The 16,896-nt window shown below is 58.8% G+C and carries 14 protein-coding genes; 5 read left to right on the forward strand and 9 right to left on the reverse strand.

Annotated elements, in window-relative coordinates:
- Positions 1-8: 8 nt before the first annotated feature.
- Positions 9-359, forward strand: a complete 351-nt coding sequence (locus tag ACJJVH_RS08860; RefSeq protein WP_412065108.1) for a VOC family protein — start codon at positions 9-11, stop codon at positions 357-359.
- Positions 360-389: 30 nt separating this feature from the next.
- On the opposite strand, the gene phnF is transcribed toward ACJJVH_RS08860, so the two are convergent.
- The 7 genes from phnF to ACJJVH_RS08895 form a co-directional block, all read right to left on the reverse strand.
- Positions 390-1,118 carry a phosphonate metabolism transcriptional regulator PhnF gene (gene phnF, locus ACJJVH_RS08865; RefSeq protein WP_113423000.1) on the reverse strand — a complete coding sequence of 243 codons (729 nt, stop codon included), beginning with the start codon at positions 1,116-1,118 and terminating at the stop codon, positions 390-392.
- A 1-nt stretch (position 1,119) separates the two neighbouring features.
- Positions 1,120-1,806: a class I SAM-dependent methyltransferase gene (locus ACJJVH_RS08870; RefSeq protein ID WP_113369679.1), complete on the reverse strand. Its 687-nt coding sequence runs from the start codon at positions 1,804-1,806 to the stop codon at positions 1,120-1,122.
- Between the two features lie 154 nt (positions 1,807-1,960).
- Positions 1,961-2,965, reverse strand: coding sequence for an ABC transporter ATP-binding protein (locus ACJJVH_RS08875; RefSeq protein WP_113385851.1), 1,005 nt, complete (start codon positions 2,963-2,965; stop codon positions 1,961-1,963).
- 12 nt (positions 2,966-2,977) lie between these two features.
- Positions 2,978-3,991, reverse strand: a complete 1,014-nt coding sequence (locus ACJJVH_RS08880; protein ID WP_412065151.1) for a Gfo/Idh/MocA family protein — start codon at positions 3,989-3,991, stop codon at positions 2,978-2,980.
- A gap of 47 nt (positions 3,992-4,038) precedes the next feature.
- Positions 4,039-4,878: a carbohydrate ABC transporter permease gene (locus ACJJVH_RS08885; RefSeq protein WP_412065109.1), complete on the reverse strand. Its 840-nt coding sequence runs from the start codon at positions 4,876-4,878 to the stop codon at positions 4,039-4,041.
- A 13-nt stretch (positions 4,879-4,891) separates the two neighbouring features.
- Positions 4,892-5,845 carry a carbohydrate ABC transporter permease gene (locus tag ACJJVH_RS08890; RefSeq protein WP_112798211.1) on the reverse strand — a complete coding sequence of 318 codons (954 nt, stop codon included), beginning with the start codon at positions 5,843-5,845 and terminating at the stop codon, positions 4,892-4,894.
- A gap of 198 nt (positions 5,846-6,043) precedes the next feature.
- Positions 6,044-7,303, reverse strand: coding sequence for an ABC transporter substrate-binding protein (locus ACJJVH_RS08895; RefSeq protein ID WP_112798083.1), 1,260 nt, complete (start codon positions 7,301-7,303; stop codon positions 6,044-6,046).
- 543 nt (positions 7,304-7,846) lie between these two features.
- On the opposite strand from ACJJVH_RS08895, the gene ACJJVH_RS08900 reads away from it, so the two are divergent.
- Both ACJJVH_RS08900 and ACJJVH_RS08905 read left to right on the forward strand, forming a co-directional pair.
- Positions 7,847-8,731: a BadF/BadG/BcrA/BcrD ATPase family protein gene (locus ACJJVH_RS08900; RefSeq protein ID WP_113392218.1), complete on the forward strand. Its 885-nt coding sequence runs from the start codon at positions 7,847-7,849 to the stop codon at positions 8,729-8,731.
- Positions 8,728-9,492 (forward strand): GntR family transcriptional regulator, encoded by a 765-nt coding sequence (locus ACJJVH_RS08905; RefSeq protein ID WP_112798087.1) that lies wholly within the window; start codon positions 8,728-8,730, stop codon positions 9,490-9,492. Before ACJJVH_RS08900 ends, ACJJVH_RS08905 begins: the two co-directional genes overlap by 4 nt.
- Positions 9,493-9,603: 111 nt before the next feature.
- Here ACJJVH_RS08905 and metH read toward each other — a convergent pair whose 3' ends face one another.
- Complete coding sequence (metH, locus tag ACJJVH_RS08910) at positions 9,604-13,380, reverse strand: methionine synthase (RefSeq protein ID WP_412065110.1); 3,777 nt, start codon at positions 13,378-13,380, stop codon at positions 9,604-9,606.
- 268 nt (positions 13,381-13,648) lie between these two features.
- Between metH and ACJJVH_RS08915 the strand changes: the two genes are divergently transcribed.
- Complete coding sequence (locus tag ACJJVH_RS08915; RefSeq protein ID WP_113369673.1) at positions 13,649-14,905, forward strand: AGE family epimerase/isomerase; 1,257 nt, start codon at positions 13,649-13,651, stop codon at positions 14,903-14,905.
- A 45-nt stretch (positions 14,906-14,950) separates the two neighbouring features.
- Here ACJJVH_RS08915 and ACJJVH_RS08920 read toward each other — a convergent pair whose 3' ends face one another.
- On the reverse strand, positions 14,951-15,439 hold the full coding sequence (locus ACJJVH_RS08920) for a heme-degrading domain-containing protein (RefSeq protein WP_113356612.1): 489 nt from the start codon (positions 15,437-15,439) through the stop codon (positions 14,951-14,953).
- A gap of 442 nt (positions 15,440-15,881) precedes the next feature.
- Between ACJJVH_RS08920 and ACJJVH_RS08925 the strand changes: the two genes are divergently transcribed.
- Positions 15,882-16,850 carry a polysaccharide lyase gene (locus ACJJVH_RS08925; RefSeq protein ID WP_412065111.1) on the forward strand — a complete coding sequence of 323 codons (969 nt, stop codon included), beginning with the start codon at positions 15,882-15,884 and terminating at the stop codon, positions 16,848-16,850.
- Positions 16,851-16,896 lie beyond the last annotated feature (46 nt).

Raw genomic sequence — 16,896 nt, forward strand, 5'->3', positions numbered from 1 at the left:
AAACGTCTGTGACCGTCTTACGCATCATCCCAAACCTGTCCGCCGCCGATCCCGATACCGCCCGCCTCTTTTATCATGATCTGCTCGGCCTCGACGTCGTCATGGATCACGGCTGGATCCTCACCTTCGCCTCGGAGGCACCGACGGTTCCGCAAGTCAGTGTCGCCAGCGAAGGTGGTTCAGGTACGATCGTCCCCGATCTCTCGATCGAGGTCGACGATGTCGATACGCTATATCACCGCGCAACGACCATGGGCTTCGGGATCCTCTACGACCTCACGGACGAACCATGGGGCGTCCGCCGTTTCTATGTCCGCGACCCCTTCGGCAAGGTCATCAATATCCTCTCGCACCGCTGAGAAGAGTTCGGCCGACGCAATCCGGTCCACCTATCGCAGATCGACATTGAAGGTGATCCGCTCTGCCGACCACATCGATTCCGAATAGGTGATCGGCACCCCGTTCACATCGGCGTCCAGCTTGCGGGTGATCAGCAAAGGGGCTGATTTCGGTTGCCGCAGAAGCCGGGCCTCTTCCGCGGTCGGCATGCGCGCCTCGATCTCCGTCGATAGCCGCTCGTAGTCGGTCACGCCGTAGCTCGCGAGAGCCGCGGAGATCGTCTCATATTGCAACCGTGCTTTGTCGAAATCCGGAAAGCGGTCCGCGGGATAATAGGAATCGCCCAATTCGATGGGCACACCATCGGCCGTCATCACGCCGCGCCGATGGATGACCGAGGCACCTGCGGCAAGCTTCAGATAAGCAGCGACACGTTCACCCGCCGGCACGATCTCGTGAACAAGCAACTCGCCGCCCGGTTCGAAACCCTGCTCGATCAGGTTCTTGGAAAAGCGGGTTCGCTTGGACAGGGAGTAATCGAGAACCCCCTTGTGGACGAAGGTGCCCCGCCCCTGTTCGGCACGAACCAGCCCACGGTGTTCCAGATGCCCAAGCGCCTGTCGTACCGTGAAGCGGCTGACGCCGAAACGCCGCATCAGGTCCGGTTCGGTCGGCAATTTTTCACCGGGGCCAAAGATCCCGGCGGCGATGTCAGCCGCCAGGATCTCTCCGATCTGATGCCAGAGGGCGCTACCACCCTTTCGATCGATCGTCTCCATGTCAGACGCGCTTTTCGAGCCTGAACAACAGCTTGTATTCCGCCGGATAGCTCAGGGCATCGAGAATGCTCGGATAATATTTCCGGTCCTTGGTCGCACGAACGAAACCGTCATAGCCGAAGCGCTTGACGGAGACATCGAAACCGGCCGCTGCAAAGGCATCGATATAATCCTGTGGCGAGCGATCCTGCACCGGGGCATTGCTGTTTCCACCGATGAGGTCTTTCCACTTGGACCAGAGCGGCATTTCATTGTGGCATCCGGTCACGGCATAATAGACGCCGCCATTGCGCAAGACCTGAAACATCTGCTCGGCATGCCGTTCCAGGTCCGGCAGCAGATAAACGACCTCGTAGCTAAAGGCCACATCGAAGCTGTCGGCAAAGGGGGACAGGTCCGTCGTCACATGGAACCGCAGCGGCATGTTGCCGGCTGCCTCGACCGCAGCGGCTACCGATTCCGAGGCAATATCGATACCGACGCCGTGACGGAACGGCCGCATGGCATAGAGCAGCCGCAGGAAACCGCCGCGATTACAGCCGAAATCGAGGATGGTTCTGGAAGAAAAATCACGCTCGGGCACCGTCTCGATGAAGTGTCGCCAATAGGGGCTATGCGATTCCGCCATCGCGATATCGCCCTGTGGTTCCGTGTGCCAGGTTGCATAAATGGAGGCTGAGTTTGTCATGATGTGCTCGCTGTTGGCAGTTGACCGATCCCCGTATAACGGCCCGACATGACAACCGGATGAATTCATCCGGACGACCGGACTTTTACGTGAAGGCAAATAAAAAAGGGCCCCGCCGAAGCGGAGCCCCTTCTCAAGAAATGATCAAGTTTACCTATGTGCGGATTGCCTGGCCATTCGCATCGAAGCGATGCATATGGCTCGTATCCGGCGTCGCATGAACCATGTCATCCGGCTCGTACTTATGCTCGCCGAAGAGACGCACGGTCAGAAGACCCGTAGTCTCGGATTCGAGATAGATGATCGTATCGGCGCCGAGGTGTTCGACATGAATGACCTTGGCGGCCCAGGTGCCCTGATCCCGCGACAGCGTGATATGTTCGGGACGGATGCCAATGGTCTTGGCGCCATTTTCGCCGAGCCGGTCGGCCGGAATGAAGTTCATCTGCGGCGAGCCGATGAAACCGGCAACGAAGGTGTTGGCCGGGCGATTGTAGAGCTCCATCGGCGAACCGATCTGCTCGATCGCGCCCGCGTTGAGCACGACGATCTTGTCCGCCAGCGTCATCGCCTCCACCTGGTCGTGGGTAACGTAGATCATGGTTGCCTTCAGGCTGCGGTGCAGCCGAGCGATTTCAAGGCGCGTCTGCACGCGCAGCGCCGCATCCAGGTTCGAGAGCGGCTCGTCGAAAAGGAAAAGCTCCGGCTCGCGCACGATAGCGCGGCCGATGGCGACGCGCTGGCGCTGACCGCCCGAGAGCTCGGATGGCCGGCGGGCAAGATAAGGCTCGAGCGACAGCATGCCCGAAGCTTTTTCGACCCGGCTGTCGATTTCGGCTTTCGCGGTTCCGGCCTGCTTGAGACCCAACCCCATATTGTCCTTGACGGTCAGATGCGGATAGAGCGCATAGGATTGGAAGACCATCGAGATCCCGCGCTTGGCGGGCGGCGTCACGGTGACATCCTGGCCGTTGATCAGCACGGCTCCCGAAGTCACGTCTTCGAGGCCCGCGATGCTGCGCAGAAGGGTCGACTTGCCGCAGCCGGAAGGACCGACAAAGATGACGAACTCGCCATCCTTCACTTCGAGGTCGATGCCCTTCAGCACGTCATGCGAGCCATAGGCCTTGCGGATGGATTTCAGTTGGAGCGATCCCACAGTCTTTTTTCCTTATAGATAAACGGGCTTGCCGGTGCGCACGCTCTCGTCGGCGGCGAGGCATATGCGCAGCGATTGAACGGCATCGGCCATATGGCGATTGAGGTCGATATCCTCCCGGATGGCCTTCAGCATGAAGGCCTGCTCGAAGTCGCAGAGCTGCTGATGACCCGGCTCGCCGTCCATGTGCAGGTCCTGATCCGGCCGGATGAACTGGCCGGTCGGACCTGTCTCGGCGCTATGAAGCCGGATCACGGACGTCTTCGTGTGCATGTCGATGTCGTCCGACTTGGCGTTCTGGTCCATGACGATCGAGACCGACCCGTTCGGCGACATCACATCCTTCACGAAGAAGGCCGTCTCCGAAATCATCGGCCCCCAGCCGGCCTCGTACCAGCCGACCGAACCATCCTCGAAAATGACCTGCAGATGGCCGTAGTTGTACATGTCCGGCTTGATCTCCTGCGACAGACGCAAGCCCATGCCACGCACCTCCACAGGTTTGGCATCGGTGATCTGGCACATGACATCGACATAATGCACGCCGCAGTCGACGATCGGCGAAGTCGTGCGCATCAGCGCCTTATGCGTCTCCCAGGTCGGGCCGCTCGATTGCTGATTGAGGTTCATGCGGAAGACATAGGGGCCTCCGAGCTTGCGCGCTTCGGCAATCAATCGCATCCACGAGGGATGGTGGCGCAGGATGTAGCCGATCGCCAGCTTCTTGCCTGCCTTCTTTGCCGCCGCAACGACGCGTTCGGCATCCTCGACTGTTGTCGCCAGCGGCTTCTCGACGAAGACGTGGCAACCCGCCTCGAAGGCCATGACGGCGAAATCGGCATGGCTGTCGGAATAGGTGTTGATGGAGCAAAGATCCGGCTTCAGCTCCTTCAATGCCGTCTCGAAATCCGGATGGATCGCATATCCCTGCAACTCCTTCGGCAATTCCGGCCTGGAACGATTGACGAGGCCGACGATCTCGAAGCCCGGATTGTTGTGATAGGCCAGTGCATGGCTGCGGCCCATGTTGCCAAGGCCGGCAACGAGAACGCGGATTGGCTTCTGGGTTGCACTCACTTGACTGCTCCGGATGTAATGCCGCGAATGAGTTGACGCGAAAAGATGACGTAGAGGACGAGGATCGGCAGGATGGCGAGCGTCAGGGCTGCCAGTACCGCATTCCAGTTGGTGACGAACTGGCCGATGAAGATCTGCGATCCGAGCGTCACCGTCTTGGTCGCCTCGCTCGGGGCCAGGATGAGCGGGAACCAGAGGTCGTTCCAGATCGGGATCATGGTGAAGACCGCAACCGTCGCCATGGCGGGACGAACCAGCGGCAGAACGAGACGGAAGAAGATGGCATATTCACTGAGACCATCGATTCGGCCAGCATTCTTGAGGTCATCCGAAACGGTCCGCATGAATTCCGACAGGATGAAGATCGCAAGTGGCAGCCCCTGTGCGGTATAGACGAGGATCAGCGCCGTCAGCGTGTTGACGAGGCCGGCGGCAACCATGCCCTGCAGGATGGCGACCGTGCCGAGCCGGATCGGAATCATGATACCGATCGCCAGGTAGAGCCCCATGACGGTATTGCCGCGGAAACGGTATTCCGACAGCGCGAAAGCCGCCATCGCCCCGAACAGCAGGGTCAGAACGATCGAGACGATCGTCACGACGAAACTGTTCTGGAAATAGGTCAGAAAATCCCCCTGCTTCAGAACGGTATCATAGCCGATCATGCTGAAGGAAGATGGCGTCGGGACGCTCAGGGGCGCACGGAAGATCGACGCGCGATCCTTGAAGGAATTGATGACCGTCAGGAACACCGGGAAAATGGCAACCAGCGTATAGGCAATGAGCGCCAGATGCACGAGGCCGGTGCGGACAAGGGAAGTGCGTGCCTTGGACATGGGTCGCCGCTCCTCAGAATTGGTAACGGCGGATGCGCCGCTGGACGATGAAAAGATAGAAGGAAACGCCGGCCAGGATGATCAGGAACATCACCGTCGCGATCGTCGCCCCCATCGAGCGGTCGCCGAGCTGCAGCTGGAAGCCGAAGAAGACGCGATAGAGCAGCGTGCCGAGAATGTCGGTCGAGCCATCCGGTCCCGCCAAGGCGCCCTGCACTGTGTAGACCAGGTCGAAGGCATTGAAATTGCCGACGAAAGTCAGGATCGATATGATGCCGATCGCCGGCAAAATCAACGGCAGCTTGATCTTCCAGAACTGGCTCCAGCCGGTGATGCCGTCACATTCGGCAGCCTCGATGACCTCTTCGGGAATGTTGAGCAGGGCGGCGTAGATCAGCATCATCGGAATGCCGACATATTGCCAGACCGAGATGAGGGCGACGGCGATCAGCGCCGTGCTCGGCTTGCCGAGCCAGGGCGCAAACAGCGACTTGAGGCCGATCACGCTCAGCAATTCCGGCGCAACGCCCCAAAGCGGCGAGAGGATCAGCTTCCAGATGAAGCCGACGACGACGAAGGAAAGCAGCGTCGGCAGGAAAATGGCCGTGCGGTAGAAGGCGACGAAGCGCAGCTTCGGCAGCGAGAGCAGTGCTGCCAGCGCGACACCGATCGGATTTTGCACGCACATATGAATGGCGAAGAAGATCAGGTTGTTGCGCAGCGCGTTCCAGAAATCATGCGACCAGCGCTCATCGCCGAACAGAACCTTGAAATTGTTCAGCCCGACAAAGACCGGCTGATTGTCGACGACGTTGTAAAGCGACAGCCGCAAGGTCTCGATCAGCGGCAGGATCATGACCGCCGTGTAGACGACGAAGGCCGGGAAAAGGAAAACGAGGATGTGCCAACGCTTGGGGCGCCTGATCGGCGTGACCTCAAGGGCATCTGATGTCGCGGCGTCGCTCATGGCTTTCTGCCTGTTTTTCTTGGCTGCCGGACGGCGGCAGCTCGAAGGTTCAAATCCGCCCTCGCTCCAGCCCTGCGGCCGGATGGAAACAACGACGGGCGTGTCGAATGCATGGGCGAGAAATCGCCCATCCAAATATCGCTGCAGCCAAAAAGGGCGAGGTGCCCGGAAGGCCCCTCGCCCGCATTCAGGCAATTATCACTTGCCGGGCTTGTACCAGCTGTCGAGACCCTTCTGCAGCTTCTCGCCAGCCTGTTCCGGGGTGTCCGTGCCGTTGATCACGTTTGCGGATTCCGTCCAGGTCTCGTTCTCCAGGTTCGGCGTGCCGCGCGACAGGATCTGATAGGTGGAACGCACGGTCGACTTGTGATCGTTGCGCCAGGAGACGAATTCCTGGGCGAGCGGATCGCTCATCTTCACCGGATGCGAGTTCAGGCTGAAGAAGCCCGGCAGCGAATTGGCGTAGATGGAGGCGAATTCGTCCGAAGCGACCCAGCTCAGGAACTTCTTGGCTTCTTCCTGATGGGCGCTCTTGGCGTTCAGGCCGACACCGATGTCCGGATGGTCGGAAATGTAGGCCGTATCACCAGCCTTTGCGACCGGCGGCGGGAAGGCGCCCATCTTGAACTGGGCCTGGGTGTTGAACAGAGCGATTTCCCAGGAACCGGCCGGATAGATCGCAGCCTTGCCGAGCGTGAAGAGGTTCTGGCTATCGGAATAGCTCTGGGCTTCGAAGCCGTCGCCGAGATAGGGCTTCCACTTGGCGAGCTCCTTGTAGGGATCGACCCACGGAGCGTCCGTCAGCTTTTCCGTGCCTGCTATCAGAGCCTTGCGACCCTCCTCGCCCTTCCAGTAATTCGGGCCGATGTTCTGGTAGCCCATGGTTGCGGCTTCCCACAGGTCCTTCGTACCCATGGCCATCGGAATGTAGGTGCCGTCAGCCTTGATCTTATCGAGCAGAGCAAAGAACTCGTCGCGCGTCGCCGGCACCTTCAGGCCGAGCTTGTCGAAGGCGTCCTTGTTGTAGATGAAGCCATGGATAACCGAAGCCATCGGCACGCAGAAGGTCGACTTGCCGTCATCCGTCGACCATGCAGCCTTGGCAACGGCAGAGAAATTCTCCATGCCCGGCAGGCTCGTCAGGTCGACGAGATGCTTCTTGTTGAAGAGGTCGAGCGAAGCGTCGAAGGGGCGGCAGGTGATGATGTCGCCGGCGGAGCCAGCATCGAGCTTAGCATTCAACGACGCGTTGTATTCGGTCGGAGCCGTCGGCGAGAAGACGATCTTGATGCCCGGATTCTTCGCTTCGAAAGCCGGGATGATCTTCTCCTGCCAGATTTGCAGGTCGTCGTTACGCCAGCTTTCAACCGTCAAAGTCACATCGGCAGCATGTGCCAGGCTGACCGAGGTCAGCAGGCTCGATGCAAGAAGCAAGCCTTTCAGAACATTGGTTTTCATTTCCCTCTCCTGTTTTCCGCGCCACTAGCGAGGCGCTGTTTTCGATCTGAAAATCCGCTGGCCTGTTCGAGGAAACGGTCAGCACTCCGTAGGAATCGCCAATATTGCCGATCCCCTATGCAAAAGGCTTCAAAGGCATAGCCTGGTCGGCCCGATCATTTGCCGTCTGCCTCCACCGTGCGGAGACGCTGCAAGAACCATGCGGGAAATTCATGACGAACGCCGAAGCGAGATCCTCCTGATCCGAACGGTTTGAGACGACGGCGAGATGCGCGCCTTTCCGCCTCACCTGGCGGCTATTGTTCTTCTGCCGGCCTTGCCAAGGTTTGTTCGCATTGTTCCCTTGCGGAGAATTAAGTCCAAAAAAATACCAATTGTCCAGCCGATTTTAACATTTGGACACAAAATTATTGCGATCGTAAATTTTATTATTATATTTCAAATAGATACAAACTCGCAAAAATGAATGCCGCGCCTATTGGTAAATGGTATTTTTTTGGTATTGTATAGAAAAACGGGGAATTGGCGGCGTCCGGAGGCACGATGGGGCAATTTGCAATTGGTATCGACGGCGGCGGGACGAGTTGCCGGGCAGCCATCATAGACGGCGCAGGACGGGTACTCGGCACCGGCAAGGCCGGCGCTGCAAACATCCTGTCCGACCTGGAGAGCTCGCTGATCCATATCGTCGCCTCGGCGAGGCACGCGCTGACCGATGCCGGGCTGGATTCCGATCTGGTGAACAGGCTGCCCGCTGTGATCGGAACGGCCGGTGCCAATGTGGGGAATTATGGCAAGCGGGTCGAAGGGGCATTGCCTTTTGCGAGCACCCGCGTCGTCACCGACGCGACGATCGCGCTTCAGGGCGCGCTCGGCGATGCTGATGGAGTGATCGGAGCCTTCGGCACCGGTTCCGTTTACAATGCTCGCCGCGACGGCAGGAGCTGGGGGATCGGCGGCTGGGGCTTTGTCATCGGCGATCAGGCCAGCGGCGCTCGCCTGGGCCGCGACCTGCTCGAGCGAGCTCTGCTGGCACATGATACGGTGGCGACAGGCTCGGCACTGACGAAAGTCGTCATGGACGAATATGGCAACGATCCCGAACGCGTCGTCGAATTCGCGCATGCATCCAAGCCCAAGGATTTTGCCCGCTACGCGCCGATCGTGTTCGAATATGCCGGAATGGAGGATGTCGTCGCCGTCGATATCGTCAGGATGGCAGCAGACGCCATAACCAAGAGCCTGGACGCGTTGCTTTGGCCCGAATGCCCTTCGATCTGCCTGTTAGGTGGCCTTGCCCAAGCCTATCGCCCCTGGCTTGATGAGCGCCACAAGGCGATTCTCGCCGAACCCAAGGGCGATGTTTTGCGCGGCGCCGTGGAATTGGCGGCAAAATTGCTGCGGGGTGGAGAGGAAAACAAGGCATGACCGAAGATTTGAGCGCGATCTTCTCGCCCGAGCGTCTTTCGGGAGGTGGCACAGGCCCCCTTTATGTCAAACTGCGGCGCACGCTCGAAGAGGCTGTGAAGGTCGGAAGGCTGAAGCAGGGAGATGCGCTGCCGCCGGAGCGGGATATCGCCGAATTTGCCGCAGTCAGCCGCGTGACCGTACGCAAGGCGATCGACGACCTCGTGGCGGAAGGGATTCTCGTCCGCCGCCACGGCTCCGGCACCTTCGTCGCAAAACCTGTGTCCAAGGTAGAACAGCGCCTATCGCAGCTTACTTCGTTTACCGAAGATATGGCGCGACGCGGGATGACCGCCCGTTCCGAATGGCTGCATAAGGGTATCCATACGCCCTCGCCTGATGAAATGATGATTCTCGGTCTTGCAGCCGACACCAAAGTTTCCCGGCTGAGCCGTCTCCGCATTGCCGATGATCAGCCGCTTGCGATCGAGCATGCCAGCGTCTCGGGCGAATTCCTGCCGGATCCGTCGGTAGTGACGACATCGCTTTATGCGGAACTGGAAAAACGCCAGGTGCGCCCGGTTCGTGCCGTTCAGCGCATCTCCGCAACCAACATGAAGGAAGCCGACGCGGAACTGCTGGGGGTTCCCGTCGGAGCCGCCGGCCTTTCGATCGAACGCATCTCCTATCTCGGTTCCGGTCGCGCGGTGGAATTCACCCGGTCGCTCTATCGCGGAGACGCCTATGACTTCGTTGCGGAACTGACGATAGGCGCGAACTAACTCCAATCCACGAATCAAAAAAAGGCCGCCCCGGCTGAGTAGCAGGGGCGGCCTTGGCATGCGGAATCATATTCCGAGGGAAACGCTTCAACTCCTTGAAACGACTGACAATCAGGCTGCGTCGTCAACCGCTGCTTCGCGTTTCGCCGGCACATAGTTGAGAACCGGGCCCAACCAGCGCTCCACCTCGACCACAGGCATCGCCTTGCGGGTGGCATAGTCCTCGACCTGATCGCGCTCGACCTTGGCAACGCCGAAATAATACGCGGACGGATGGGCGATGTAGATGCCCGAAACGGACGAGCCCGGCCACATGGCGTAGCTTTCCGTGAGCTTCACGCCCACCGCGGCTTCGGCGTCCAGCAGACGGAAAAGCGTGTCCTTCTCGGTGTGGTCAGGTTGCGCAGGATAACCGGGCGCCGGGCGGATACCGGCATAGGCTTCCAGCACAAGCTCCTCGCTCGAAAAATTCTCGTCCGCGGCGTAGCCCCAGAACTCCCGCCGCACCCGCTCGTGCATCCGTTCGGCAAAGGCTTCGGCAAAACGGTCGGCCAGAGCCTTGACGAGAATCGAGGAGTAATCGTCGTTGGCTCGCTCGAAACGCTCCGCGATCGCGACCTCCTCTATACCCGCGGTAACGACGAAGCCACCGACATAATCGTCCACGCCGCTGGAAACCGGCGCGACAAAGTCGGAAAGAGCGACGTTCGGACGGCCGTCCCGCTTCGACAGCTGCTGACGCAGCGTATAGAAAGTAGCGAGCTCCTCGGTACGACCCTCATTCGCGAACAGCCTGATATCGTCACCGACCGCACCTGCCGGCCAGAAACCGATGACCGCCCGCGGACGGAACCAGTTTTCCGCGATGATCTTTTCCAGCATGGCCTGCGCATCGCTGTAAAGCTGGCGCGCCGCTTCGCCCTGCTTTTCGTCATCGAGGATAGCCGGGAAACGCCCCTTGAGCTCCCAGGTCTGGAAGAACGGCGTCCAATCGATGTATTTCGCCAACTCGGCAAGATCGTAATTCTCGAACACCTTGGTCCCGAAGAACTGCGGCTTGACCGGCGTGTAGCTCGACCAATCCACCTTCTCCGCATTTTCGCGCGCTTTACCGATCGGTAGGCGAACCTTCTCGGCTTCGCTCCGGGCATGGGCGGCGGCAACCTTGGAATATTCGGCCCTGACGGTATCGATGTACCCTTGGCGCGCTTCGGGCGACAGCAATGCCGATACGACGCCGACGGCACGGCTGGCATCCGTGACGTAAACCGTCTGCCCGCGATGATAGCTCGGATGAATCTTCACGGCCGTATGCACGCGGCTGGTGGTGGCGCCGCCGATCAACAAGGGGATATCAAAGCCCTGCCGTTCCATTTCGGAAGCGACATGCACCATTTCATCCAGGGACGGCGTGATCAACCCGGAGAGACCGATGATATCGACTTTCTCGGCGACAGCAGTCTCCAGGATCTTGGTTGCCGGCACCATGACACCAAGATCGATGATTTCGTAGTTGTTGCAGGCAAGCACGACGCCGACGATATTCTTGCCGATATCGTGCACATCGCCCTTGACGGTCGCCATGAGGACCTTGCCGGCCGCCCGTCGCTCGCCGTCACCGCCATTGGCAAGCTTCTCGGCCTCCATATAAGGCAGCAGCACGGCAACGGCCTGCTTCATCACGCGGGCTGACTTCACCACCTGCGGCAGGAACATCTTGCCTGCGCCGAAAAGGTCTCCGACCACGTTCATGCCGGCCATCAGAGGGCCCTCGATGACATGCAGCGGCCGCTGTGCGGCCTGACGCGCCTCTTCGGTATCGGCCTCGATATATTCGGTGATGCCGTTGACCAATGCATGTTCGAGCCGCTTCTCGACCGGCCATTCCCGCCAGGAAAGATCCTGCGCCTTGGCTTCTCTGGCACCGGCGCCGCGGAAGCGCTCGGCGATCTCGAGCAGGCGCTCTGTGCCGTCAGGCCGGCGATTGAGAACGACGTCTTCGCAGGCATCCCGCAATTCCGGATCGATATTGTCGTAAACGGCGAGCTGACCGGCGTTGACGATACCCATATCCATCCCCGCCTGAATGGCGTGGTAGAGGAATACGGCGTGCATGGCCTCGCGGACCGGTTCGTTGCCTCGGAACGAAAAAGAAAGATTCGACACACCACCGGAAATATGGACCAGCGGCATCGTCTGACGGATCGTTCTCGTCGCCTCGATGAAATCGACACCATAATTATTATGCTCTTCGATACCCGTCGCGACGGCGAAGATGTTCGGATCGAAGATGATATCTTCCGGCGGCAGGCCCGCTACCTCCGTCAGCAGCTTGTAGGCGCGCGAGCAGATCTCGACCTTGCGCTCATAGCTATCTGCCTGGCCCTTCTCATCGAAGGCCATGACGACGACGGCCGCGCCATACATGCGCATCAATCGAGCCTGCTTGAGGAAATTCTCCTCGCCTTCCTTCAGCGAGATGGAATTGACGATCGGCTTGCCCTGTACGCATTTCAGACCCGCCTCGATGATCGAAAACTTCGAACTGTCGATCATCACGGGAACGCGGGCGATATCCGGCTCGGCGGCGATGAGGTTCAGGAACTCCACCATTGCCTTTTCGGAATCGATCAGGCCTTCATCCATATTGATATCGATGACCTGCGCGCCGTTCTCGACCTGATCGCGGGCAACGGCAAGCGCGGCCGTATAGTCGGCATTGGTGATCAGCTTGCGGAATTTTGCCGAGCCGGTGACGTTGGTACGCTCGCCGACGTTGACGAACGGAATGTCCTTGGTCAATTCGAACGGTTCGAGACCGGAGAGCGACATGAAAGGGCGGTGCTCGGCAAGTTTGCGCGGCGGATACTTCGCGACGGCCGCGGCGATCGCAGCAATATGCTCCGGCGTCGAGCCACAGCAGCCGCCGACGATGTTGACGAGTCCTTCCCGGGCGAATTCCTCCACCTGCGACGCCATCATCTCGGGCGTTTCGTCATACTGGCCGAATTCGTTCGGCAGACCGGCATTGGGATAGGCACAGATGAATGTGTCCGCCGCCGCCGACAGCTCTTGCAGGTGGGGCCGCATCGCGTTGGCGCCGAGCGCGCAATTGAGGCCGATGGTAAAAGGGCTGGCGTGACGAACGGAATTCCAGAACGCAGACGGCGTCTGGCCTGACAGGGTACGGCCGGAAAGATCCGTGATCGTGCCCGAGATCATGATCGGCAGGCGTATGCCCTTGGCCTCGAAACGCTCCTCGCAGGCAAAGATCGCCGCCTTGGCATTCAAGGTGTCGAAGATCGTTTCGATCAGGATGATATCGGCGCCGCCATCGATCAGACCGTCGATCTGTTCGCTGTAAGCCAGGCGCAGGTCATCGAACGTAACCGCACGATAGCCGGGATTGTTGACATCGGGAGAAATGGACGCGGTGCGGTTGGTCGGGCCGATGGCGCCGGCGACGAAACGGCGCTTGCCATCTTCGCGCTCGGCACGAATAGCCGCGCGGCGAACGATTTCCGCACCTTCCTTGTTGAGGTCATAGACCGCCCCTTCCATCTGATAGTCGCCCTGCGCGATGCTGGTGGACGAGAAGGTATTGGTCTCCAGTATATCGGCGCCGGCTTTGGCGTAGCGATAATGAATCTCCTCGATCGCATCGGGCTGGGTCAGGATGAGGAGGTCGTTATTGCCCTTCTGATGGCAGGCGCAGCCTATGAAGCGATGACCGCGAAACTGATCCTCGTCAAAGCCAAGGCCTTGAATCTGCGTGCCCATCGCACCATCGAGCACAAGGATTCGCTCGCTTGCCGCCTTTCGCAAGGCGTCGAAGATTTCGCCGCCGTCACGTTTCGTCGTTTCCGAACCAAAAAGATTGTCAAACATAAGCGAATTCCTCTGGCCTGATTACGACTCCGCAATCAGATCACATAAAGATATCTTTATGTCAACATATCTATTCTTTAGTCCGCCCTGCTGCAAGAGAGATGCTTCTACAGTTTGAACGTCCTTCGGAAAAATAACCGCAGCAGCCTTGGTTTCCGATCCGGCCATGGACAATGCGAGGCCGAACACACAGTTTCATTCGTAACGCCATGACAGCGCTTTCGAGCGGCGTTATAGGGCTTCAGGAACAGAATCCACGGAGGATGGCATGAACATACAGGTTGAACCCGCGACGCTTGGAAACTGGAGCACGCGTGCCTACCATCGGCATTGGCTGCTCGATCAGGCCGGCTCGCTTTTTGATTTCTTCCAGTACCGCGCCGTCAATCCGAGCGGCGGCTTCTACGACATGGACGACGTCGGCAAGCCGCTGGATGCGGCCAATCCGGTACGCGGCATTCACTCGACGGCCCGCATGGTGCATTGCTTCTCGATCGCATCGCTGCTCGGGCGTCCCGGCGCGAATGAGATCGTCGATCATGGCATGGACTATCTATGGAACCATCATCGCGACAAGAAACACGGCGGTTATCTCTGGTCGCTGAACAATGACGGCCCGGTCGATTCCAGCAAGCAGGGCTATGGCCATGCCTTCGTGCTGCTTGCCGCCTCCTCCGCAAAGACGATCGGCCACCCGCTGGCTGATGGCATGCTCGCCGATGTTACGGAAATTCTGAATACCAAGTTCTGGGAAGAAAAGCATGGGGCAATCGCCGAGGAGTTCAATCGGGACTGGTCGCCGATCGAAGGCGGCACCTATCGCGGCCAGAACTCAAACATGCACCTGACGGAAGCGCTGATGGCGGCTTTCGAAGCAACCGGCGAAAAGGCCTATCTCGAAAAAGCGGAAAGCATTGCCGATCTCGTCATTCGCCGCTCGGCAGGCTCCGTTGGCTGGCGTGTCGCCGAACACTTCAATGCCGATTGGGAGCTGGACAAAAATTATCGCGGCAACGAGATGTTCCGCCCGTCTGGCACCACGCCGGGGCACTGGCTGGAGTGGGCGCGCCTGATCCTGCAGCTTTGGTCTCTTGGGGAAAGGCGTCACGATTGGATGCCGGACGCGGCCAAGGGCCTCTTCTCGCAATCCATGTCTCTGGGCTGGGACAGCGACAAAGGCGGCTTCTTCTATACGCTCGACTGGGAAGATATACCGGCAAAGCGCAACAAGCTCTGGTGGCCTGCGTGCGAAGGCGCCGGTGCGGCACATTATTTGAACGAACACGTCCCGAGCGATTTTCATGAAGAGAGTTATCGCAAGATCTGGAGTGTGATCGGCCGATCCTTCGTAGACCGTGCAAATGGAGGCTGGCACGAAGAGCTGACGGAGGATCTTGTCCCCGCTCATACGCTATTCCCAGGCAAGGGTGATATCTATCACGCCTTGCAGGCCTGCCTTATCCCCCTTTTCCCGGCAACCGGTAGCCTGACTAAGGTCATTGCCGAGGCAGGCGGAAAAATATGAGATTGGCGGCGGCGCCGGCTCAAAGCCCGGCGCCGCCGCGGCCGTCTATGCGAGGCTGAGATTGTGAAGCTCGTGGCCCAGCGTCAGAGCCAGAGCCTCGACGACAAGCTTGTGGTCCTCACGCTGAGGGAGGCCCGAAACCGTGACTGCGCCAATGCATCCCGTGCCGTTAACGAAAATGGGGAAGCTGCCGCCCGACGCGGCATAATCCGCATTTGAAAGCCCGTTGTCCTCGATCGTCTTATTTTGCTGCTGCAGCCGCAAGGTGCTGGCGTAGCTGCTGCGGAAGTAACGCAGGACCATGTTGCGCTTCCGGCGTATCCAATTGGCATTGTCGGGAGTGGAGCCGGGCAAGGCTATATAGAAAACCGGCATCGAATGCAGTGTAATATCGATGGCAACGCCCAAATTGCGCTCGCTGGCAAGGTCGTGCAGCAGCTTGCCCAGCACCCAGGCGGTCGAAAGGTCGAAGGCGTCGAAGCGCAGCGTTTCTTCCTGGAGCGCGATACGAATGAGGTCCTGGTCGATCGTCATGGAAAACCTTCCCTAGAAATGGATCGCCCTATCAAACGCGGAGGAAGTGATTTGTCCACCCATCTCTTGGGCACTTCGAAACCGAGCTGCCACGTCTGGCCGATCGCCCGGTCGTACACCTGGAAGCCTTCGCCTCGATAGAAGACCGTGGAATACCACAAGCACCTTGAACGGCTCGCCGCCCGCCAGCTCCGAGTTCCCGTCTACCAAACGTAATCCGCTGCAGCCAACTATGCTTCTGGATCCTGACAGCAAGCGCCCAACGCGCATCTGTGATTGCAAAATCGACAACAACGCTATCAGGCTGCGATCGCTGGATCTGACTGGGATTGCCATGGGCATTCTCAAAGTGGCTCGCGCGATGCTGCTTCCGCTTGCTTGCTGGAGGCGAACAGGTCATTGATTAGGCTCGATGAATGACCCGCGACAGGAATAGTCCAGCATGAAAGCAAAATACGCACTGCCCGCCATCCTGGCCTGCACCTGCGCCGCAACGCCGGCTCTGGCGGACAATCCGGGTCAATTGGTGCTGCGTGACGGTTTCGACGGCACGGATTTTGCTCCATCCGGACATCTTTATTATCGCGACAACTTCGAGCAGAAGGCAGGAACGATCGAATTTCAATCGGAAGTGAAGCGCACCGGCTCCGGGGCGTTGAAGCTTAGCGTCAAACCTTTTTGCCCGCCGGATAAAGAAAATTGCAGCGAAAGGGCGGAAATCTGGGAACGTACCAAGTATCGTGTCCCCTACGATCAGGGGGTTTGGTATGGCTTTGCGGTGAAATTCGCAGATCCCATCCCTTCAGGCGATCACCGTTATCTCATCGCACAATGGAAACGGGAAATCGGGCCAAATGCCAAGGGCGACTTCAGTCCCTTCCTGGCGTTGCGGCTCAACAATGGCAAACTGTTTGCGACGGTTGAAACCAACTATGTCGCGCCTGTCGAGAAGCAAAAGTCCGCCAGCGACAGTAAGGCCTGTGGTGACGGCGAAACTCCGGTCTGGTTCCGTCAGGACGCCAATCAAATGCGCGCGCTGGTGGCGACAGACGATAGCTGGAGCGAGAATGACGGCAAAGAATTCAGCGGCTGCACCAGCGCGATCAAGGTAATCAATCGCGGGAACACGCTGCCGACGCCAGCATCAGGCTGGATAGATTTCGCCATTTATAGCAAACCCGGCCCGGATGGCTCGGGTCACATTGAAATATTCGCCAACAACAAATGGATTTCCACGGTAACCGGTCATATTGGACACGCGGACCACGGACTTGGAAAGAATCAATATTTCAAATTCGGCCCCTATCGCGCCGCTGATACTACGACATGGACACTATATTATGACGATTTTCGTCGCTCGCCATACTGCGTCGATGTATTATCGGACCCCAAACTTTGCCCGATGAAATGACAGATAGCCGAAAAAACGCCGGTCATAGAGAATTATAACAATGAGA

This window comes from Rhizobium sp. SYY.PMSO, from assembly GCF_046840415.1.
Classification (GTDB): Bacteria; Pseudomonadota; Alphaproteobacteria; order Rhizobiales; family Rhizobiaceae; genus Rhizobium.